Raw genomic sequence first — 21,542 nt, forward strand, 5'->3', positions numbered from 1 at the left:
TCATGAGCCTGACTTCCGTATCCCGGGCGCTTGTTCAGCAACCCGCCTTGATCGATGTGTACAACCCCTTCGATGGCAGCCTGGTTGGCAGCGTCGACAACCTCGGCGCAGAAGCGGTGCCTGCCTTGCTCGCCCGTGCCCGTCAGGGTGTGCGTGAAAGTGCGGCGCTGCCCCGGCACCGCCGGGCGCACATTCTGGAACACGCCGCTCAGCTCATTGAACGGGATGCGGCAGACTTTGCCGGCCTGATCGTCGATGAAGCGGGCAAGACCCTGCGCCAGGCCGAAAAAGAGGTCAAACGCTGCATCAACACGCTCAAGCTGTCTGCCGAAGAGGCGCGGCGCAACGCCGGTGAAGTGGTGCCTTTCGATGCCTATGAAGGCTCCGAATCGCGTCAGGGCTGGTTCACCCGCGAGCCGTTGGGGTTGATCCTGGCCATTACCCCGTACAACGACCCGCTCAACCTGGTGGCGCACAAGCTAGGGCCAGCACTTGCAGGGGGCAATGCGGTCATTCTGAAACCCTCGGAACTGGCCCCTCTTTCTGCCCTGAAACTGGTGCAGTACCTGGTTGATGCAGGGTTGCCGGAGGCCGTCGTCACCGTAGCCACAGGGGGCGCCGAACTGGGCAAGGCGCTGGTGGCTGTGCGTGAGGTGCGCATGGTTTCCTTTACAGGCGGCTTCGCTACAGGCGAACAGATTGCGCACGGGGCTGGCTTGAAAAAGCTTGCCATGGACCTTGGCGGCAATGCCCCGGTGCTGGTGCTCAAGGACTGCAACCTTGAGGCCACTGTCGAGTCGTGTGTGTCGGGCGCGTTCTGGGCGGCCGGACAGAACTGCATCGGCACCCAGCGCATTCTCGTAGATGCCTCGATCTATGAGGCGTTCCGCGAACGCTTCGTGGCATTGACCCAGGCGATGGTCTGGGGCGATCCGGGTCGGCGCGAAACCGATATGGGGCCGATGATCACCGAAGCGGCTGCCCGGCAGATCGAAGCACGCGTCAACCAGGCGCTTGAGGGAGGTGCCCGCCTGCTCTGCGGCCACCAGCGTCAGGGGGCGGTCTATGCGCCGACAGTGCTCGAAAGCGTTGACCACGTTAGCCGGCTGTGGCTTGAGGAGGTTTTTGCGCCGGTGGTGATGCTGGCGCCCTTCGACACTATCGAACAGGCGATAGCACTGGCCAATGCCCCGGAGTACAGCTTGCATGCCGGTGTGTTCACCCGCGACCTGTCGCTGGCGTTGAGCCTGGCCCGGCGTATCGAGGCCGGCGGTGTAATGATCAACGACTCTTCCGACTACCGCTTCGATGCCATGCCATTTGGTGGGGCCAAGTATGGGAGTCTTGGGCGTGAGGGGGTGCGGTTCGCCTACGAGGACATGACCCAACCCAAAGTCGTCTGCTTCAACCAGATGGGTTGAGGGGGAGGGTACCTCGATGATCACTCGCTACGGACAAAGCGCGCGGATGTCACTGGCGGTCAGTTACAGGGGCCTGTTCGAAACGGCAGGCATCGTGGCCGACGACCTGCAACAGGATGTGCAGGGACAGTTGCGTCAGGCGCTGAGCGTGATCGACGGCCTGATGGTGCAAGCCAACGTCGGCAAGGCGCAGTTGACGCGGGTTCAGTTGTGGCTTGCCGACTACCGCCACTTCGACCTGGTCAACGAAGTGTACGACGCCTGGTTGCAAGGCTGTGCAAAACCGGTGCGGGCCTGCGTGGGCGCAGCCCTGGGGGATGGCTACCTGGTAGAGGTGCAGGTGTTCGCCGTGTGCCCCGAATAGTCTTTTTCTCTATGACGAGTGCCACGGGTCAGCGCACAAACCGTGGTACCGCTCGTATATAGATCAGCTCGCTGACCAGCTCTACCAGGGTTTGCGTGATCACGGCTGCCGCTGCCAACCCGCGCATCTCTTCTGGCAACGCCAGCGCCAGCGGCAGCACCACCAGCGAGTTGCGCGTGGCTGTGCTGAACGTCACCGAGCGTGCCTCGCTGGCCGGCAGGCGCAGCAGGCGCGCACAGATGAAGCCGAGCACCGGCGCCAGCAGCATGAAGCCGATGTATACCGGAACCACCGGCAGCAGACGGTCGAAATCACGCAGTACCACGACAATCTGCGAAGCGATCACCACCATCAGCACCAAGGCCATGGCCGGCACCGGCAACCACGCCCAGGCGTCGTTCCAGGTCGCGACTGCGCGCGAGCGCCGGGCACCGGCGCTGGTGAGCACCGCGAGGGCCATCGGCAACACGATCAACAGCACGAAGGCTTCCACGAACGGGGTGATGGCGATCGCCACCTGACTGCTGCCACCCAGCATCAGGGCCAGGTACACCGGCAGCAGCACCAGTTGCGCCAGCAATAACAGGGGGGTGGCGGCCAGGGTCAGGCGTGAATCACCTTTGCCAATGTGGGTGAACACCACCACATAGTCGATACAGGGCGTGAGCAGCACCAGCAAGGCACCGACGAGGATCGCCGGGTGTTCGACCAGCCCACGGGTGATGGCCCAGACAAGCAGCGGAACGAGAATGAAGTTGGCCAGTAGCAGGGCCGTGATGAAGCGGCGGTTACCCAGGCCATGGCGCAGGTCGAGGAAGGGTATTTGCAGGAACATCGCATACATCAGCACGGCGATGGCGGGGGTGATCAGGGCTTCAAGCTGGCGCGCAGTGTCGCTGGCCAGCAGGCCGAAGACGATAGCGGCGAGTACGGCGGCGAAGTAGATGGGGATCTGCCGGGTTTCGAGTTGCTCTCTGGTCAAGGTGTGGCCTGTGGTTGGTGGTGTCAAACAGGGTAATACGTGATGGCACGTGGCTGCTCGAAATCATTCCCTGTGGGAGCGGGCGTGCCCGCGAACACCGGCGCAGCCGGTGCCATCCACCGCGTAGCCTTCTTCGCGGGCACGCCCGCTCCCACAGGATGTGTATCAGGCCTGCGAACGTGTTTCATGGTCCGTACACGAAAAAGCCCGGCACTGGGCCGGGCTCTTTCACTTCAGGCAAACGCCAATCAGTTGCCGTAAACCGGCAGCTTCTTGCAGATGGCCTTGACCTTCTCACGGACGGCGTCGATCACCGCTTCGTTGTTCAGGTCGGCCAGGATGTCGCAGATCCAGCTAGCCAGTTCCTTGCACTCGGCTTCCTTGAAACCGCGGGTGGTAACGGCTGGGGTGCCGAAACGCAGGCCCGAGGTGACGAACGGCGAACGCGGGTCGTTCGGTACCGAGTTCTTGTTGACGGTGATGAAGGCTTTGCCCAAGGCGGCGTCAGCATCCTTACCGGAGATTTCCTGCTTGATCAGCGACAGCAGGAACAGGTGGTTCTGGGTGCCACCGGAAACCACGTCGAAACCGCGCTCGATGAACACGCTGGCCATGGCCTGGGCGTTCTTCACGACCTGCTGCTGGTAAGCCTTGAACTCTGGCTGCAGGGCTTCCTTGAAGCAGATGGCCTTGGCCGCGATGACGTGCTCCAGCGGGCCGCCCTGGGCGCCCGGGAAGACGGCGGAGTTCAGCTTCTTCTCGATGTCGGCGTTGGCACGGGCCAGGATCAGGCCGCCGCGCGGGCCGCGCAGGGTCTTGTGGGTGGTGGTGGTGACCACGTCGGCGAACGGAACAGGGTTCGGGTACACGCCAGCGGCAACCAGGCCGGCAACGTGGGCCATGTCGACGAACAGGTAGGCGCCGACCTTGTCGGCGATGGCGCGGAAGCGGGCGAAGTCCAGAACCTGCGAGTAGGCCGAGAAGCCGGCAACGATCATCTTCGGCTTGTGCTCGACAGCCAGGCGCTCGACTTCGTCGTAGTCGATCAGGCCATTGCCGTCGATGCCGTACTGGATGGCGTTGTACAGCTTGCCCGAGGAGCTTACCGAAGCACCGTGGGTCAGGTGGCCACCGTGTGCCAGGCTCATGCCCAGGATGGTGTCACCGGCCGACAGCAGGGCCAGGTAGACGGCAGCGTTGGCCTGGGAGCCAGCGTGCGGCTGTACGTTGGCGTAGTCGGCGCCGAACAGCTCCTTGGCACGGTCGATGGCCAGTTGCTCGACGACGTCGACGTACTCGCAACCGCCGTAGTAGCGCTTGCCTGGGTAGCCTTCGGCGTACTTGTTGGTCAGGACCGAGCCCTGAGCTTCCATGACTGCCGGGCTGGTGTAGTTTTCCGAAGCGATCAGCTCGATATGCTCTTCCTGGCGCAGAGCTTCTTGCTGCATGGCTTCGAAGAGCTCGGCGTCGTACTTGGCAATGGTCAAATCACGGCTGAACATGGCGGTCCTCAAGGATCGGGGTAATTTGGGTGTGCATTCTAACCGATTGATTCGCGGCTGGCATATGAAGTGGCATCAAGTCGCGGACCAATGGGCTTCATCTTGCATCCCGCGCCGTTTCTGGGCTGGGCAGGGGCAGGAGTTGACTCGCAGGTCCGCTTTTTTATGCACAATTCAGTCGCGGCACCGTACTTGTAGGAGCGGGTTTACCCGCGAAGAAGGCGGCGCGGTGGATGGCACCGGCTTTGCCGGTGTTCGCGGGTAAACCCGCTCCTACGGGGACCTTGTGAACAGGCAGCGTGCGGGTCAATGGAACATGAACAAGGTCTCGTTGGAGAATTGCGCCTCGAACTGATGCGCCGGCATCGGCCGCCCGAACAGATAGCCCTGCACCTCGTCGCAACCATGCTCACGCAGAAACTCCAGCTGTTCGTGGGTTTCCACGCCCTCGGCGATGACTGCCAGGTTGAGACTGTGGGCCATGGCGATGATCGCCCGGGCAATCTGCGCGTCCTGTTCGCCTTCGGGCAGGCCGTCGACGAAGGTACGGTCGATCTTCAGTACGTCGATGGGGAACTGCTTGAGGTAGTTGAGCGACGAGTAGCCGGTGCCGAAGTCGTCTACCGCAATGCTCAGGCCAAGGTTCTTCAGGCTGGCAAGAATCTGCAGCGCCTCGTTTACCTCGCGCATCAGGATACTTTCGGTCAACTCCAGCTCCAGGCATGCCGGCGGCAGGCCGCTTTCCTCCAGAATGTTGGCAATCCGCGTGCCCAACTGGCCGTCGGAGAACTGCCGCGCCGAAATATTCACCGACACTTTCGGCACCCGCACCTTGGCCTTGTGCCAGGCCTTGAGCTGGCGGCTGGCCTCGCGCAGCACCCAGTCGCCCACGTCCACCACCAGGCCCAGTTCCTCGATCACCGGGATGAAGTCTCCCGGCGGCACCAGGCCGCGGGTCGGGTGACGCCAGCGCAGCAGCGCTTCGGCGCCGGTCAGGCGCTTGCCGTCGCCGCTGAACTGCGGCTGGTAATAGAGGATGAACTCGTTCTGCTCCATGGCATGGCGCAGGTCGCTTTCCAGCTCCAGGCGCTCCAGGGCGCTGGCGTTCATTTCGGCCTGGTAGAACTGGAAGTTGTTCTTGCCGCGCTCCTTGGCGTGGTACATGGCGGTGTCGGCGTTCTTCATCAGCTGGCTCAGCTCACTGCCATCCTGCGGGCTGAGGGCGATGCCGATGCTGGCAGTGACGAAGAACTCACGGTTTTCCAGCACGAACGGCCGCACCAGGCTGCCGAGGATGTTCTCGGCCACGTGGATGGCGCGGTTCAGGGCCATTTCGCGGGTGGGGCGCGGTTGCAGCAACAGGGTGAACTCGTCGCCGCCCATGCGTGCCACCGTGTCATCGTCATCCACGCAGGCCAGCAGGCGCAGGGCCATGTCCTTGAGCATGCGGTCGCCGGCCGCATGGCCGAGGGAGTCGTTGATCGGTTTGAAGCGGTCGAGGTCGAGGAACATCAGCACCACCCAGGCCTTCTGCCGCTCGGCCTGCTGCAGGGCGTTGTACAAACGGTCCTGGAACAGTGTGCGGTTGGGCAGGTGGGTAAGGGCGTCGTAGTAGGCCAGGCGGTGGATGCGCTGTTCGCTGGCCTTGCGTTCGCTGATGTCGGTGAAGAAGCACACGTAGCTGGCCAGGTCGCCTTCGTCGTCCAGTACCGCGGTGATGCCGACCCAGGCCGGGTAGTGGTCGCCGTCACGGCGCTTGAGCCACACTTCACCTTCCCAGCTGCCGCGCTGGTGCAGTTGCTTGACCACATAGCGCAGGTGGCCTTCCTGCTGTTCGTCGACAGTGAGCATGCCCGGCAATTGGTCGAGCACTTCACTGACGGCGTAACCGCTGACGCGGCTGAACGCCTCGTTGGCCTGAACGATATAGCCGGCCGGGTCGGTGATGAGGATCGCCGACGTGGAATGTTCGAATACGGTCGCGGCCATGCGCAGGTCTTTTTCGGCACGGCGTTGCTGGCTGATGTCGCGGCCCACCCCGAGTACGCCTTCGAAGCGCTGATCATCGTCCCACACCAGCACCAGGCGCAGCTCGATCGGGATCTTGCGGCCATCGGCACGCAGGCAGTCGAACAGGAACAGTTGGGTGGGTAACTGGCTGCACAATTGCGCCATTTGCGCCGGATCGCCCATGGCCTTGCTGACGCGCTCCATCAGGCTGTAAATACCGGTGAGCTGGGCCGGGTTGGCGACGATGGACTGCCAGCCGTTGGCGAAGATCCAGTCGGCCTGGTAACCCAGCACGCTCTTTACCGAGGGGCTGACATAATTGAGCTTGAGCTGGCTGTCGGTGGAGAAGATCACGTCGCTGATGCTTTCGGCGAGCATGCGGTAGCGTTGCTCGCTGTCACGTAGCGACTGGCTGGCCTCGATCTGAACGGTCACATCCTTGCCCACACCGATGATGCGCGTAACCAGGCCTTCGGCGTTGCGGGTCAGCACCTGCTCGCGGATGTCGTAGCAGCGCCAGCTTCCGTCGCGGTGGCGGAAGCGCAGCTGGCAGTGCAGCGGTTGGTCATGACCGCTGTCGCGCTGTTGCTGGCGCAGTGCCTGGTAGTGTGCTGCGTCCTCGGGGTGCAGCAGCAGCTCCCAGAAGCGGTCGCCCATCTGGGCCAGCTCGGTGCGGTCGTAGCCCAGGGTCTGGCCGAGGTGGCGGTTGCTGAAGATCATCCGTTGGCTGGGCACATCCTGCACATACAGCTGGTCGGGTACGGTGCGTACCACGTCCGACCAGAAGCTTTCGCGTTCCAGTAGCGACAGCTCCACCTGTTTGCGGCTGGTGATATCGCTGATGCTGAGGATCACCGCCTGGTAATCACGACGCTGCAGCGGCAGGCGTGCCATCAGCCACAGGTGCAACTCGTCGCCCTGTGGTGTCGGTAGACGCACTTCCAGTTCCAGCAACGGGCGTTGTTCGATCAGCGCATCGATCAGTTGCATGCCGACGCTGTCTCGGCTGTCGCCAGTGCCATCGATCAGCCGCTGCCAGGCACCTTCGTGGCAGTCGATGTTCAGCAGCTGGCGCGCCACTTGGTTGACCTCGGTGATCTTCAGCTCCAGCAGCAGCGAGCGGCGCAGGTTAGGGTCCAGCGCCAGGCTGTGCTTGAGTGCGGCCCGGTTACGCAGGTGGTAGCGATCGAGCTGACCGGGCAGGCTGGAAAGGTCGAGCACGCACAGGGCAACGCCGGTGCCTTCAAAAATTTCCTGATAGCGCCTGCGGTCTTCCTGCAGCGCCCGCTGGCGGCGACGCATGTTGATCAGCGCCAGGACCGGCAGCAGGGCGCAGAACAGTACCAGCAGGCATTTGCCGATCAGCGCCGGCAGCAACGTCTGCCGGGCCAGTTTGGCGTCGAACAGGCCGTGTAGCTGCCAGGTGCTGTTTTCGATGAAGGCCAGCATCACGCTTTGCAGCGGCTCGTTGCTGGTATCGGTTGCGACATTGCGCAGCAGCACGTCACCGCTGCGGCTGTTCTCCAGCAGCCACTGCGGGTGGCCACTACCCTCGAGGTGGTGGGTGAGCTCGCGGTAATAGTCCGGTGACAGGCGCAGTAGCCAGTAGCCGCTACCCTTTGCGGCACCCTGGCGCAGCAACAGGTACAGGATGTGGTTGTCGGCCGAATTGGTGAAGAAGTACGGGCGTCCCTGGCTCAGCGCGAGCAACTCATCAAACAACTGGCGGTCGGGGCTGCCGGCCAGGCTGTCGGCACGCGGCTGCCCGGCGTTGTCCAGCCAGGCCGCGCTCTGCAGGGCGGGGAGCCGTTCGCGCAGGGTGCCGAGCAGGCTGGGCAGGGCGGCAGGTGTTGGGGCAACAGGGTAGGGTTGCATCACGTTCACGGCCTGTTGCGCCTTGAGCGCCATGTTCAGGCTCAGGTGGTCGGCCAGTTCCGCGGAGGCGTCCAGGCTCTGTTTGCGCAAGTCGGCCTGGGTATGATTGAACTGGGCGAATAGCTGCCACACCAGCAGGCCCAGCAGGATCAGGGCCAGCAGCGCCAGCGCACCCTTGATCGACCCGCGCAGGAGAGTGGCGGGTGCTTGTGGTGCGGAACGCAATGACGACGGATGAGTAAGGTTGGTCAAGCGTTGATCCTGCGATTGGACTGGCGATGGCAGGGAATGATCTTGCACGGCGCGTGCCGGCACCGGGCTTGAGCACCGCGGAGGCGCACTATAAGGCCGGATACCCGAAACCGGCTAGCATGCCTCGGATTATGGCAAAGTGCCAGCCGTGTTGACCGGTGGTGACTGCCCGGTGGTTCGGCAAGCCCCTGCAACCTGTGCGAGAATAGCGCCCGCTTCACATGACAACGCATCGGAGATGTTCGGTTTTGGTTACTCACTTTTCCTCCAATGGCCTCGATTCCGCCTGCGGGCGCAGCAGTCAGACCCTTGTCAGCACTGCCGTGACCGAGGACGTATCCTGCAAGTCTTGCCAGCGTTCGCTGGGCAAACCCGAGGCGGCGGCTGCCGCCAAAAGCAAGGCCCCATCGCTGGCTGAACTGCGCAAGACTGCCAAGGTGGCAGTAGAGCCGGCTGTTGCAGTACCGGCGGTCAAACCGGCAGCTAAGGTGGTCAGCACTGCGCCTGCACCTGGCAAACCGGCCAAGGCGGCCGAGCAGCAACCTGCCCGCACCGGCGCCTTCAGCGTGAAGTCCGCCTGGGCCGCGCGCCTGGCCGAGCAGGGCGACCGTTGCCGCCTGCCGCGGGGCAAGGCCAAACAGCGTCACGTCTGAGCCTCTTCGGCTGCTGTGCCGGCTCTTTCGCGGCTAAAGCCGCTCCTACAGGTACTGCATTGCCCTTGAAGGCAGTCAGATCCCTGTAGGAGCGGCTTTAGCCGCGAAGAGGCCGGGACAGGCAATAGATTCCCCCCAGGGATCTCCCCGATCACACCCCACCATCGGCCCCTCCTATGCAACGCCGCGCGTTGGCGTAGAATGGTCGACTTTGTTCAATGACACCCCGTAAACACATCCCCCTGGCCACCGCGTGCCGGGGCGATCGGCGATGTCTTTACCTATCTGATTAGAGGGCTTGGTTTTGGCTCAATACGTCTACACCATGCATCGGCTGAGCAAGGTCGTGCCGCCGAAGCGGGAAATTCTCAAGAACATTTCCCTGTCGTTCTTCCCAGGCGCCAAAATTGGCGTGCTTGGCCTGAACGGCGCCGGTAAATCGACCCTGCTGCGGATCATGGCGGGCGTCGACAAGGAATTCGACGGCGAAGCCCGTCCGATGCCCGACATCAACGTGGGTTACCTGCCACAGGAACCGCAACTGGACCCAACCAAGACCGTGCGTGAAGTGGTCGAGGAAGCGGTCAGCGTGATCAAGGACGCCCAGGCCCGCCTGGACGAGGTCTACGCGGCCTACGCCGAGCCGGATGCCGACTTCGACAAGCTGGCCGCCGAGCAGGCCAAGCTGGAAGCCATCCTGCAGGCCGCTGATGGCCACAACCTGGAGCGCCAGCTGGACGTCGCTGCCGACGCCCTGCGCCTGCCTGCCTGGGATGCGCGCATCGAACACCTGTCCGGTGGTGAAAAGCGCCGTGTGGCCCTGTGCCGCCTGCTGCTGTCGGCCCCCGACATGCTGCTGCTCGACGAACCGACCAACCACCTGGACGCCGACTCGGTGGCCTGGCTGGAGCGCTTCCTGCACGACTTCCCGGGCACCGTGGTAGCCATTACCCACGACCGTTACTTCCTCGACAACGTCGCCGGCTGGATCCTGGAACTGGACCGCGGCGCCGGCATCCCGTACGAAGGCAACTACTCGGGCTGGCTGGAAGCCAAGTCGGAGCGTCTGGCGCAGGAATCCAAGCAGCAGAGCGCCCACGAGAAGGCCATGAAAGAGGAACTGGAGTGGGTGCGCAAAGGCGCCAAAGCCCGCCAGTCCAAGTCCAAGGCCCGTCTGCAGCGCTTTGAAGAAATGCAGTCGCAGGAATTCCAGAAGCGCAGCGAAACCAACGAAATCTACATCCCGGCCGGTCCGCGCCTGGGTGACAAGGTTATCGAGTTCAAGAACGTCACCAAGGGCTACGGTGACCGTGTGCTGATCGACAACCTGTCGTTCGCCATGCCCAAAGGCGCGATCGTTGGCGTGATCGGCGGTAACGGTGCCGGTAAGTCGACCCTGTTCCGCATGCTGATGGGCAAGGAGCAGCCGGACTCGGGCAGCATCGAGATCGGTGAAACCGTGCAGTTGGCCTGTGTGGACCAGAGCCGCGAGGACCTGGACGGCGCCAAGACCGTGTTCCAGCAGATCTCCGACGGTTCCGACCAGATCCGCATCGGCAACTACGAGATCCCTTCGCGTACCTACGTTGGCCGCTTCAACTTCAAAGGTGGCGATCAGCAGAAGTTCGTCAAGGACCTGTCCGGTGGTGAGCGTGGCCGCCTGCACCTGGCCCTGACCCTGAAGGAAGGCGGTAACGTTCTGCTGCTCGACGAACCGTCCAACGACCTTGACGTCGAAACCCTGCGTTCGCTGGAAGAAGCCCTGCTGGACTTCCCGGGCGCCGCGATCGTGATTTCCCACGACCGTTGGTTCCTGGACCGCGTGGCTACCCACATCCTGGCGTACGAAGACGACTCGAACGTGGTCTTCTTCGAGGGTAACTACACCGAGTACGAAGCCGACCGCAAGAAGCGTCTGGGTGATGCTGCTGCCCAGCCGCACCGTGTACGGCACAAGAAGCTGGCCCAGTAAGCCGGTTATCTGATGCACAAAAATGGGGCTCAAAGGAGCCCCATTTTTGTGCTTGGTGGAAGGCTGAAAACGGGTAATCTGGAGCGTGTTTTGTATACACTTACATAAAACGCACCAAATAATTTCATAAAAACGACATTTCGCCCTGTTCCGGTGCGATTGCTTCTTGGTACATTCCTGAAAAAACCAATAAGTCCAATCCTCTTGGTGAGATGTCTACCATGATCGAATCTGTCGACAATTTCCTTACACGCCTAAAGCAGCGTGACCCTGGCCAACCAGAATTTCACCAGGCCGTAGAAGAGGTGCTTCGCACCCTGTGGCCATTCCTTGAAGCCAACCCCCACTACCTGCAGTCCGGTATCCTCGAGCGCATGGTCGAGCCTGAGCGCGCCTTGCTGTTCCGCGTATCCTGGGTCGATGACCAGGGCAAGGTGCAGGTCAACCGCGGTTATCGCATTCAGATGAGCAGTGCCATTGGCCCGTACAAGGGCGGCCTGCGCTTCCACCCGTCGGTGAACCTCAGCGTGCTGAAGTTCCTGGCCTTCGAGCAGGTGTTCAAGAACTCGCTGACCTCGTTGCCCATGGGCGGCGGCAAGGGCGGCGCGGACTTTGACCCCAAAGGCAAGAGCGACGCCGAAGTGATGCGTTTCTGCCAGGCGTTCATGAGCGAGCTGTATCGCCACATCGGCGCCGACTGCGACGTACCGGCCGGTGACATCGGCGTGGGTGCCCGCGAAATCGGCTTCATGTTCGGCCAGTACAAGCGCCTGGCCAACCAGTTCACCTCGGTGCTGACCGGCAAGGGCATGACCTATGGCGGCAGCCTGATCCGCCCGGAAGCCACCGGCTATGGCTGCGTTTACTTCGCCGAAGAAATGCTCAAACGTCAGGACAAGCGTATCGACGGCCGCCGCGTGGCGGTGTCCGGTTCGGGCAACGTCGCCCAATATGCTGCGCGCAAGGTCATGGACCTGGGCGGCAAGGTGATCTCGCTGTCTGACTCTGAAGGTACCTTGTATGCTGAGGCCGGCCTGACCGATGCCCAGTGGGACGCCTTGATGGAGCTGAAGAACGTCAAGCGTGGCCGTATCAGCGAGCTGGCCGGGCAGTTCGGCCTGGAGTTCCGCAAGGGCCAGACCCCCTGGAGCCTGCCGTGTGACATCGCCCTGCCGTGCGCCACGCAGAACGAGCTGGGCGCCGAAGATGCCCGCACCTTGCTGCGTAACGGCTGCATCTGTGTAGCCGAAGGCGCGAACATGCCGACTACCCTCGAGGCTGTGGACATCTTCCTGGACGCCGGCATTCTGTATGCCCCAGGCAAGGCCTCCAATGCCGGCGGCGTAGCCGTGTCGGGCCTGGAAATGTCGCAGAACGCCATGCGCCTGCTGTGGACTGCCGGTGAAGTGGACAGCAAGCTGCACAGCATCATGCAGTCGATTCACCATGCATGCGTGCACTACGGTGAAGAGGCTGATGGCCGTATCAACTACGTCAAAGGGGCGAACATCGCGGGCTTCGTGAAAGTGGCCGATGCGATGCTGGCGCAAGGCGTGGTCTGACCTGAAGTTCTTGGGGCCGCTGTGCGGCCCCCTCAGGGCTCCCCCTCGATCTCGAGCACTTCAATTACTTGCTCCCCCATCGGCCGGCGCCATACCACCTCATCTCCAGGCCCCGCGCCCAGCAAGGCACGCCCCAATGGCGAGCCCCAGTTGATCAAGCCCCGCCCGGCATCTGCTTCATCCTCGCCCACCAGCCGCACAACATGCTCCTGGTCCTGCGCATCGACAAATCGCACCCGGCTACCAATCTGCGCCTTGCTGCGGGAAGTGGCCGCCGGCACCACCTGTGCGCTCTGCACCCGTGCGTTGAAGTAACGCAGGTCGCGTTCGGTATCGGCCAGTTGCTGCTTGTCGCCACGCTCACCCTGAGCCTGCAGTTCGCTGCGCAAGGTATTCAGCTCGGCCAAGTGGGCTTGCAACTGGCGCAGGCCGCTGGCGGTGACGTAGTTGGGTTGTTCGCTGATGCGCCGCTCAACCGGTTGGTCGGCCTGGGCGGCGGCTTGGTCTTCGTTGACGAATGCTCGGCTCATGCAAGGCCTCCTTGTGCGTGAGACCATCATGGCAGGCCGCCGGTTTAAAGGAATGTCCGTTTGCGACTCAGTTGTGGCGATACGCCTTGGCAGCGCCGCGGTCCTTTTCCTGTTCCCACTCGCGGTCGCGCTGGTCCCAGAAGCGCTCGTGGTATTGGCGCTGTTCTTCGCTGTTCTGCATGGCATGACACTGGCGGAAGCCATCGTCCCAGCCGGTTTCGTACTGACGCTCGTGCAGGTAGCGGGGTACGTTTTTGCGGAAGTTGCCCACCATCAGCCCGGCCGCCTGGCGGCCACTGCTGCAGCCGTCCTGGAAGCCATCCGCATAGGCGGGAGGGTAACCGTGGTTGACCATCTGCTCGTGGGTGGTTTCGCAACCTGACAGCAACAACGCAATGCACACGCCGAACCAGTACCGCGACATAGCCACAAAACCCTCCAGTTGATGGTGGAAAGTCTAGGTGGCGATTTGTCGGGTAGATGTCAAAACAGTGTCAAAGAGTTGGTTCAGTCACACTGCTTTGCCAGCTTAACAGGCCAATTCGCGGGCAAGCCCGTTCCCACAGGTACTTGCCAGGCCTCGAATCTTGTGGGGAGCCTGTGGGAGCGGGCGTGCCCGCGAAAGGCCGCAAAGCGGCCTCAGTAGTGATACCACTTCAGCTCGAGCATCACCTCGTTCTGTGCCGTGGCCAGGTGGCTGAACTCACGCGAAGCGCTCAACCGAAGCCCAAGGTTCTGGCTGATTTCCCACTGCTGGTTCAGGCTTAAACTGCGCCGCACCTCGCCGTTGGTGAAGTAATCGCCCTTGGCCTCCAGCGTCATGTTGCCCAACCCATTGCGCCACAGCAGGCCGCCATTGAAGCCAGCTGCCGGGGCAATGAATTGAGCGAAGTCGTTGTGATGCTCGATCCGCACCGTGCCCAAGGCAAACCCCAGCAAACCGTCGGCCAGCTGCCAGGTGCCGCCAGCGCCGCCATTCACATGGCTCACCAGCACTTCGTCATCATGCTTGCCCGGCACCCGCTCCAGCCCGCCAGCCACTTGCCATGACCAAGGCTTGAGCAACTCGTTACGGGGTGTCAGCGAGCGGATGGTGGCCAGGTCCAGGCGCTGCACCTGCCAATCATTGCCTTCGTACTGGCGTAGCTTCAGCTGCAGGATTTCGATCTGTGCGCCCAGCGGGAAGCCATAGGCGTTGTCATTCAGGTCGTGGTAGGCCATGCGCAAGCCATATTCGGCGTAGGCGCGGTCTTCGCGGGTGCCCACGCCCAACTGCCAGGTGCGCGAGTCATGGCCATCCTCGGGCAGGCCGGGGCGTTCGATTTGCAGGGGGCGCGGCGGGTTGCTGTTGATCGCCCGCAGCAACTCGAAGCTGCGTTTGGCCTGCCCTGGGTCGCGTTCCTGGCCATTGGCCCGATAGCGCTCAAGACGATACGCAGCATCTTGCACCAACGCTTGGCGTTCGCGAGGCAGGGCCTGGAATTCAGGGCTTTGCAATTGCGCGGTGTCGGCGCTTACAGCCAGCACCTGGCGCTTTTCGTTGTGGTCGAGTGGCTCGGCCCTGGCCAGCAATTCACGTTCGCGAGAGGGGCGGTAAGTTTCGCTGGCGACCAGGCCAGACTGTTTCACGGCTTTTACCGTGTCGGTGGGAATGGCGGTCAGCGGGAACTGAGACGTCAGGTCCAGGCTCGGCCGGGCCACTTGCAGCAGCTCTAGCAGACGATACGAGCAGTTCTCGTCGAAGAAGAAGTAATCGAACTGGATCTGCTTCAACTCCCATACGTGCTCGACCATGCGTCCGGTTTCTTCGGGGGTCAGGTCCAGCTGGTATTCCCACAGGTCGCGGTTTTCCAGGCTGCGGTATTCGGACAGTTTTTCCTGGTAGGGCATCAGCGCGAACAGCCCCGGGTAGCCACCCATCAGGCCTTTCCAGGCGTACAGGATGCTGTTGTCGCTGCCTTCGATATAGGCACCGAAGTTGATGGCGTAGCTCAGCAGCGTGGTGTCGTCGCTGCGGGTGTTGGACTGGTCGATGCGCAGCAGGGTGTGGCCGAACATCGACGACGGGCTGTTCAGATAGGCTGCCGGGAAGATCAACGCGGCGCTGTGCGGGTCGATCGACTGGTACCAGGTCTTGAATTCCTGGCAGTCCGGTTGTGGCAAGCCTTGCAGGTCTAGCTGCTCGCGCAGCCAGCGGGTGCGCGCGGGGAATACGCATTGGGCGTGCTTGTCACCGAGACTGGCCGGGGCATACAGCGCATCGACCGTAGCCTTGAGCTCCTGGTCCGGATGGTGCGCGCCATCTTCGGCGAGGAAGAACGCATCATCATCCACATAGCTGCGCCAGCCGCCGAGCTTGGCGGTTTCGTAATGACCAATGGCGAGCCAGTAAGGGGTATTGGCCAATTGCTGGATACGGCCTGGATCCAGCACAGGGGCGGCATGAACAGGGGCGCAGGCACACAGCGCCAGGCAAGCAAAGCGTTTGAGCATATCGGGCAACTACTTCTTGACGATGCCGAAAAAGGCGAAACCCGCCCCAAGTGGGGCGGGAGCAGCTGTGCTTAGGCCTCGGTAGCGTATTTGGCCAGGCGTGGGTCGCTCTTCAGAACGGCCAGGGTGTTGCTGTGGACAGTTTCGGCAGTGACGTCGGCGCTGCTGAAGATCTGGTTGAAGTGCTGGTGGGTGACCGAGTTGAAGTAGCTGCGGTCTTCCGGTGCTACGCCGAGAACGACGGCATAGGTGGTCAGAGCTTCGCCCTGGCCCATGGCCATGTCTTCGGACAGCTCGTTCATCATGCCGTTCATGGCGAACCAGGACTTGCCGCCGTAGGTCAGCGAAGCCCTGGTCGAGCAGCCGTTGGTGCCGGAGGTCATGCCAAAGGTGGCGTTACCGGAGGTGCCGTTGGTGGTAGAAGCCAGGAAGTGTGCCGGCGTGCCGCGCTGGCCTTCGAACAGCATGTTGCCCCAGCCGCAGTTCGGGCCGCCTGGCGCTTCGGCCATGGCGTTCAGCGAGACCACGGTGAACAGAGTACCCAGAAGAATCCGTTTCATAGCATTTGTTCTCTTTGTCTTAACCAAGGGTCAGGGTTTCTGGCAACTCGGTTGCCAGGTCGGGAAAGCTTTTCACCCACCCGCGCAGCTTGGAGTTTAGGCACGATCTAAAGGTTGCGTTGTTGATTGCGAAAAATTTGCTGTCACATGACTGCACCGGCTGCGACATAAAGTCCCGTGGAGCCTTGCAAGGCGCGCGCGGGCAGCGCCAGAATGCTGCGTATCTGCCCCGCCGAAGTAAGGAAACCCAATGCCCGATCCTGTCGCTGCGCGCCTGCGTCTTGCGCCTGAAGCCCTGACCCGGCGTTTCTCACCCGAGCAGTTTGCCTTTACCCATACCGACGATCTGGAGCCGTTTCGCGGAGTCCTGGGCCAGGAACGTGCTGTCGAGGCCCTGCAGTTTGGCGTGGCCATGCCGCGCCCCGGTTACAATGTGTACGTGATGGGCGAGCCCGGCACCGGGCGCTTCTCGTTCGTCAAGCGCTACCTCAAGGCCGAGGGCAAGCGCCAGCAAACCCCGGCCGACTGGGTTTACGTCAACCACTTCGACGACACCCGTGAACCACGTGCACTGGAGCTGCCGTCCGGAAGCGCCGCCGAGTTCATCAGCGACATGGGCGGATTGATCGACAACCTGCTGTCGACGTTCCCGGCGGTGTTCGAACACCCGTCCTACCAGCAGAAGAAGGGCGCCATCGACCGCGCTTTCAACCAGCGTTATGACCGCGCGCTGGATGTGATCGAGCGCGCGTCGCTGGAAAAGGACGTGGCCTTGTACCGCGATGCCAGCAACGTGGCCTTCACGCCGATGGCCGATGGCAAGGCGCTGGATGAAGCGGAATTTGCCCAATTGCCGGAAGAGGTGCGCGAGCAGTTCCACGAGGACATTGCCCTGCTTGAGGAGCGCCTTAACGAAGAACTGGCCAGCCTGCCGCAATGGAAGCGCGAATCGAACAACCAGCTGCGCCAGCTCAACGAAGAAACCATCACGCTGACGCTGCAGCCGTTGCTGGCGCCGCTGTCGGAAAAGTACGCCGAAAACGCGGCGGTTTGCGCCTACCTGCAATCGGTGCAAATGAACCTGTTGCGTACCTTGGTCGAGCAACTGGTCGATGACACCAAGTCCGACGCCGTGGCCCGCAAGCTGCTCGAAGAGCAGTATGCGCCCAGCCTGGTGGTGGGCCACCACGCTGACGGTGGCGCGCCGGTGGTGTTCGAGCCGCACCCGACCTACGACAATTTGTTTGGCCGTATCGAATACAGCACCGACCAAGGTGCGCTGTATACCTCCTATCGCCAACTGCGCCCAGGCGCGCTGCACCGGGCCAACGGCGGCTTTCTGATTCTGGAAGCCGAGAAGATGCTGGGCGAGCCGTTCGTATGGGATGCGCTCAAGCGTGCGTTGCAGTCGCGCAAGCTGAAGATGGAGTCGCCAATCGGTGAGCTGGGCCGTGTTGCCTCCGTCAGCCTGCAGCCGCAGGTGATTCCGCTGAACGTCAAGCTGGTGATCATCGGCTCGCGCCAGCTGTACTACGCACTGCAGGACCACGACCCGGACTTCCAGGAGATGTTCCGCGTGCTGGTGGACTTCGATGAAGACATGCCGATGGTCGACGAGAACCTGGAGCAGTTCGCCCAGCTGTTGCGCACCCGCACCAACGAAGAGGGCATGGCGCCGCTGACCAGCGACGCGGTGGCGCGTCTGGCCACCTACAGTGCTCGTCTGGCCGAGAACCAGTCGCGTCTGTCGGCGCGTATCGGCGACCTGTTCCAGCTGGTCAGCGAGGCTGATTTCATTCGCCAGCTGGCCAGTGACGAAATGACCGACGCAGGCCACATCGAGCGGGCGCTCAAGGCCAAGGCCACCCGTACCGGCCGTGTGTCGCAACGGGTGCTGGACGACATGCTCGCCGGCATCATCCTGATCGATACAGAAGGCGCGGCCATCGGCAAGTGCAACGGGCTGACCGTGCTGGAAGTGGGCGACTCGGCATTCGGCATGCCTGCGCGTATTTCGGCCACCGTGTACCCGGGTGGCAGCGGTATTGTCGATATCGAGCGTGAGGTCAACCTTGGCCAGCCGATCCACTCCAAAGGGGTGATGATCCTCACCGGTTACCTGGGCAGCCGCTATGCCCAGGAATTCCCGTTGGCGATCTCCGCGAGCATCGCCCTGGAGCAATCCTACGGCTACGTGGACGGCGACAGCGCCTCGCTGGGCGAAGCCTGCACGCTGATCTCGGCCTTGTCGCGCACGCCGCTCAAGCAGTGCTTCGCCATCACGGGCTCGATCAACCAGTTTGGTGAAGTGCAGGCGGTGGGTGGGGTCAACGAGAAGATCGAGGGCTTCTTCCGCCTCTGCGAGGCGCGTGGCCTGACCGGCGAGCAGGGGGTGATCATTCCGCGTGCCAACGTCGCCACCCTGATGCTTGACGAGCGCGTGTTGCAGGCGGTGGAGAACGGCATGTTCCACGTCTACGCGGTCAGCCAGGCTGATGAGGCGCTGAGCCTGCTGGTGGGCGAGGAGGCCGGGGTACTCGACGACAAGGGGCTTTTCACCGAGGGCAGCGTCAATGCCCGGGTGGTGGAGCGCCTGCGGGAAATTGCCGAGATGATCAGCGAGGAAGATATCGAGAAGGCAGAAAAGGAACGCCTTGAAGACGTGATTGCCCAGGCCAAACCGGCCTGAGTCAATAAACTGGCGCTAGCGGCGATGTGCTACCGTTCAGCGCCAGTTTTTCATCTTTCTGAACGGTTCCTCTATGCTGGAACTTAAGGACAGAATCAGGTTCAGGATGGAAACAGCCTGATACTCAGGCTGAACAAGGCTCTTTGGAGGGGACGCGGCCATGCGCAACCTCAGCCTCACACGCCAGTGCCTGGGCCTGGTGACTCGTATCGAATGCAGCATTCGTCCACTGGCCGGGGATAACGGCATGTGGACCCTGCTGTTCGCCGCCGGCATGGCCGGTGAACAACCCTCCGCGATCAAGGCACAGGGGCCGTTTCATGGGCCGCTGGTGGCCGAATCGGTGCTCAATGCCATTGTCGACAGCCTGACCACGCATGGTTATCAGGTGGCCGAAGATCCGCAGATCTGGTGTCTGCATTTGCAGGCGCAGTTGCGGCGGATCAATGGTGAGCGGTGCCGGAATCTTGGGGATTACCAGTTTCACCCTGAGACCTGATTGATGCCGGGGGCTGCAAAGCAGCCCCCGGGCTTTTGCTGTAACAGGTGGCTGGCTATACTCGCCGTCGCTTTTTTAGTCACCTGATGAGTCCTGAACTTCATGGAACGTATCCTCGAAAACGCGATGTATGCCTCGCGCTGGCTGCTCGCACCGATCTACTTCGGCTTGTCCCTCGGCCTGCTGGCCCTGGCGCTGAAATTTTTCCAGGAAGTGGTCCACGTCCTGCCCAATGTCTTCGCGCTGAGCGAAGCTGACCTGATCCTGGTGATCCTGTCTCTGATCGACATGTCGCTGGTCGGTGGCTTGCTGGTGATGGTGATGATTTCCGGCTACGAGAACTTCGTCTCGCAACTGGACATCGATGAGAGTAAGGAAAAGCTCAACTGGCTGGGCAAGATGGACTCCTCGTCGCTGAAGATGAAGGTTGCCGCGTCGATCGTGGCGATTTCGTCCATTCACCTGCTGCGGGTGTTCATGGATGCGCAGAACATCTCCACCGATTACCTGATGTGGTACGTGATCATCCACATGACCTTCGTGGTCTCGGCGTTTTGCATGGGCTACCTGGACAAGCTGACCAAGCACTGAGTCCCGCCAGGCCTCACTGCAACTCCTGTGGGAGCGGGCATGCCCGCGAACATCGGCAAAGCCGGTGCCAGCCACCGCGTGGCCTGCTTCGCGGGCACGCCCGCTCCCACAGAGATCTAGGCTCAACTGACGAGTGGCGTCAGTCATGCCTTGCGCATTCTCCCGTCCTGTACAAAAAATGAGCTCTCATGCGTGGTTCCCATCGCGAGGTGCTCTCATGAACCTGCATCAGCTCAATACCGAGGCCAGGGCTGGCCATGTCGACGAACTGAACCTGATCGCCATCGAAGGCGGTGACTACCTGCTCGAGGCCCGGGTCAAAGGCCATCCTCACCCCCTGTCCGATACCCGCGGTGAACGCTTGCGCGTGCACTCGGTGGAAGATGCGCGCAAGTTGCTGCAAACCATCCCCATGGTCTCGATGAACCTGGTGCACTGGTCGGTGCAGGATGAAATGTGTGGTATGGGTACGCACCCGGAAGAAGACCTGAAGGTGCCGATTTCCCAGCGTTCGGCCTGGTAGCTGCTCACAACGCCCCAGTGTGCTAGGCTGCTCGCCCTTTTTATCAAGGGCGCGGCTGCACTGCGCCCTGCAGTGGAGCACGACAATGTCCGAACTCAACCTGTCTACCGATGAAACTCGCGTCAGCTACGGTATCGGCCGTCAGCTGGGCGGCCAGCTGCGCGACAACCCGCCACCAGGCGTTAGCCTGGAAGCCATCCTGGCCGGCCTGACCGACGCCTTCAACGGTGCCGACAGCCGCGTCAGCGAAGCCGACCTGTCGGCCAGCTTCAAGGTCATCCGCGAGGTGATGCAAGCCGAAGCTGCAGCCAAGGCCGAAGCCGCCGCTGCTGCTGGCAAGGAATTTCTGGTCGAGAACGCCAAGCGTGAAGGCATCACCACGCTGGCTTCGGGCCTGCAGTTCGAAGTGCTGACCGCCGGCGAAGGCGCCAAGCCGACCCGCGAAGACAACGTGCGTACCCACTACCACGGCACCCTGATCGACGGCACCGTGTTCGACAGCTCCTACGAGCGTGGCCAGCCGGCTGAGTTCCCGGTAGGCGGCGTGATCGCTGGCTGGACCGAAGCCCTGCAACTGATGAACGCTGGCAGCAAATGGCGCCTGTACGTGCCAAGCGAGCTGGCTTACGGCGCCCAAGGCGTTGGCAGCATCCCGCCGCACAGCGTACTGGTGTTCGACGTCGAGCTGCTCGACGTTCTGTAAGGTCGTTGGGGCCGCTTTGCGGCCCATTCGCGAGTAAACCCGTTCCTCCTTGTAGGGGTGGGGTTCACTCGTGAAGAGGCCGGCGCTGCCGGCCTCAATTCCAGTCCGTCCCCCCAGGGCGCAATGCCCGCGCATAGCAGAACAGAAACAGATTCCGTACCAGTTCCTGCAGCACCCCCGGCTCGCTCGAATTCAGCCCGCTCATGTCCAGGTCACCCTGGTCACGCAGTTCGTCGAGGGCTTCTTCTTCAAGGACCGCGCACACTTCGCCGGTTTCCCGATGAAGAATGCGCAGGTAGGGGTGAGGGCGTTCCAGCCAGGCGTCGATCAGATAAGTCATGGAGATTCTCCTTGGATAGCG

18 protein-coding genes are annotated in these 21,542 nt (G+C 62.2%); 10 read left to right on the forward strand and 8 right to left on the reverse strand.

The window, feature by feature from the left end:
• Positions 1-2 precede the first annotated feature (2 nt).
• Together INQ47_RS23455 and INQ47_RS23460 are read left to right on the forward strand one after the other, a co-directional pair.
• Complete coding sequence (locus tag INQ47_RS23455; protein WP_404702714.1) at positions 3-1,421, forward strand: aldehyde dehydrogenase family protein; 1,419 nt, start codon at positions 3-5, stop codon at positions 1,419-1,421.
• Positions 1,422-1,467: 46 nt separating this feature from the next.
• Positions 1,468-1,785, forward strand: coding sequence for a RidA family protein (locus INQ47_RS23460; RefSeq protein ID WP_404702722.1), 318 nt, complete (start codon positions 1,468-1,470; stop codon positions 1,783-1,785).
• Between the two features lie 28 nt (positions 1,786-1,813).
• Here the strand turns inward: INQ47_RS23460 and INQ47_RS23465 are convergent, their stop codons facing one another.
• From INQ47_RS23465 to INQ47_RS23475, 3 genes are all read right to left on the reverse strand, one after another.
• A complete protein-coding gene (locus tag INQ47_RS23465) occupies positions 1,814-2,767 on the reverse strand; it encodes an arsenic resistance protein (RefSeq protein WP_404702715.1) in 954 nt (317 codons plus the stop codon).
• Between the two features lie 248 nt (positions 2,768-3,015).
• Positions 3,016-4,269 (reverse strand): serine hydroxymethyltransferase, encoded by a 1,254-nt coding sequence (gene glyA / locus INQ47_RS23470; protein ID WP_014589625.1) that lies wholly within the window; start codon positions 4,267-4,269, stop codon positions 3,016-3,018.
• Positions 4,270-4,575: 306 nt separating this feature from the next.
• Positions 4,576-8,406: an EAL domain-containing protein gene (locus tag INQ47_RS23475; protein WP_404702716.1), complete on the reverse strand. Its 3,831-nt coding sequence runs from the start codon at positions 8,404-8,406 to the stop codon at positions 4,576-4,578.
• Between the two features lie 248 nt (positions 8,407-8,654).
• On the opposite strand from INQ47_RS23475, the gene INQ47_RS23480 reads away from it, so the two are divergent.
• The 3 genes from INQ47_RS23480 to gdhA all read left to right on the forward strand — a co-directional run bounded on the left by INQ47_RS23480 (position 8,655) and on the right by gdhA (position 12,593).
• Positions 8,655-9,059 carry a hypothetical protein gene (locus tag INQ47_RS23480; RefSeq protein ID WP_404702717.1) on the forward strand — a complete coding sequence of 135 codons (405 nt, stop codon included), beginning with the start codon at positions 8,655-8,657 and terminating at the stop codon, positions 9,057-9,059.
• A 304-nt stretch (positions 9,060-9,363) separates the two neighbouring features.
• The gene (ettA, locus tag INQ47_RS23485; protein WP_003247499.1) at positions 9,364-11,031 is read left to right on the forward strand and encodes an energy-dependent translational throttle protein EttA; all 1,668 of its coding nucleotides are present in this window, start codon (positions 9,364-9,366) and stop codon (positions 11,029-11,031) included.
• A gap of 221 nt (positions 11,032-11,252) precedes the next feature.
• Entirely contained in the window at positions 11,253-12,593 is a 1,341-nt protein-coding gene (gene gdhA / locus INQ47_RS23490; RefSeq protein ID WP_404702718.1) for an NADP-specific glutamate dehydrogenase, read from the forward strand.
• 32 nt (positions 12,594-12,625) lie between these two features.
• Here the strand turns inward: gdhA and INQ47_RS23495 are convergent, their stop codons facing one another.
• The 4 genes from INQ47_RS23495 to INQ47_RS23510 form a co-directional block, all read right to left on the reverse strand.
• Complete coding sequence (locus tag INQ47_RS23495; protein ID WP_021784173.1) at positions 12,626-13,123, reverse strand: GreA/GreB family elongation factor; 498 nt, start codon at positions 13,121-13,123, stop codon at positions 12,626-12,628.
• Between the two features lie 67 nt (positions 13,124-13,190).
• Positions 13,191-13,547 carry a lipoprotein gene (locus INQ47_RS23500; RefSeq protein ID WP_003247495.1) on the reverse strand — a complete coding sequence of 119 codons (357 nt, stop codon included), beginning with the start codon at positions 13,545-13,547 and terminating at the stop codon, positions 13,191-13,193.
• 215 nt (positions 13,548-13,762) lie between these two features.
• Positions 13,763-15,616, reverse strand: a complete 1,854-nt coding sequence (locus INQ47_RS23505; protein WP_404702719.1) for a DUF4105 domain-containing protein — start codon at positions 15,614-15,616, stop codon at positions 13,763-13,765.
• 71 nt (positions 15,617-15,687) lie between these two features.
• A complete protein-coding gene (locus INQ47_RS23510; protein WP_021784170.1) occupies positions 15,688-16,176 on the reverse strand; it encodes a DUF3015 domain-containing protein in 489 nt (162 codons plus the stop codon).
• 250 nt (positions 16,177-16,426) lie between these two features.
• On the opposite strand from INQ47_RS23510, the gene INQ47_RS23515 reads away from it, so the two are divergent.
• From INQ47_RS23515 to INQ47_RS23535, 5 genes are all read left to right on the forward strand, one after another.
• Positions 16,427-18,865 (forward strand): Lon protease family protein, encoded by a 2,439-nt coding sequence (locus tag INQ47_RS23515; protein ID WP_252460622.1) that lies wholly within the window; start codon positions 16,427-16,429, stop codon positions 18,863-18,865.
• Between the two features lie 160 nt (positions 18,866-19,025).
• Positions 19,026-19,364: a hypothetical protein gene (locus tag INQ47_RS23520; protein WP_176685621.1), complete on the forward strand. Its 339-nt coding sequence runs from the start codon at positions 19,026-19,028 to the stop codon at positions 19,362-19,364.
• Between the two features lie 102 nt (positions 19,365-19,466).
• Positions 19,467-19,955 (forward strand): TIGR00645 family protein, encoded by a 489-nt coding sequence (locus tag INQ47_RS23525; protein ID WP_003247486.1) that lies wholly within the window; start codon positions 19,467-19,469, stop codon positions 19,953-19,955.
• 217 nt (positions 19,956-20,172) lie between these two features.
• Positions 20,173-20,478 (forward strand): DUF6482 family protein, encoded by a 306-nt coding sequence (locus INQ47_RS23530; RefSeq protein WP_014589631.1) that lies wholly within the window; start codon positions 20,173-20,175, stop codon positions 20,476-20,478.
• 85 nt (positions 20,479-20,563) lie between these two features.
• Positions 20,564-21,181, forward strand: coding sequence for an FKBP-type peptidyl-prolyl cis-trans isomerase (locus INQ47_RS23535; RefSeq protein WP_003247482.1), 618 nt, complete (start codon positions 20,564-20,566; stop codon positions 21,179-21,181).
• A 94-nt stretch (positions 21,182-21,275) separates the two neighbouring features.
• Here the strand turns inward: INQ47_RS23535 and INQ47_RS23540 are convergent, their stop codons facing one another.
• Entirely contained in the window at positions 21,276-21,521 is a 246-nt protein-coding gene (locus INQ47_RS23540) for a hypothetical protein (protein WP_404702720.1), read from the reverse strand.
• Positions 21,522-21,542: the final 21 nt, after the last annotated feature.

Origin of the sequence: Pseudomonas sp. 3HC3 (genome assembly GCF_044904505.1) — a bacterium.
In the GTDB taxonomy this organism is placed as follows: Bacteria; Pseudomonadota; Gammaproteobacteria; order Pseudomonadales; family Pseudomonadaceae; genus Aquipseudomonas; species Aquipseudomonas putida_Y.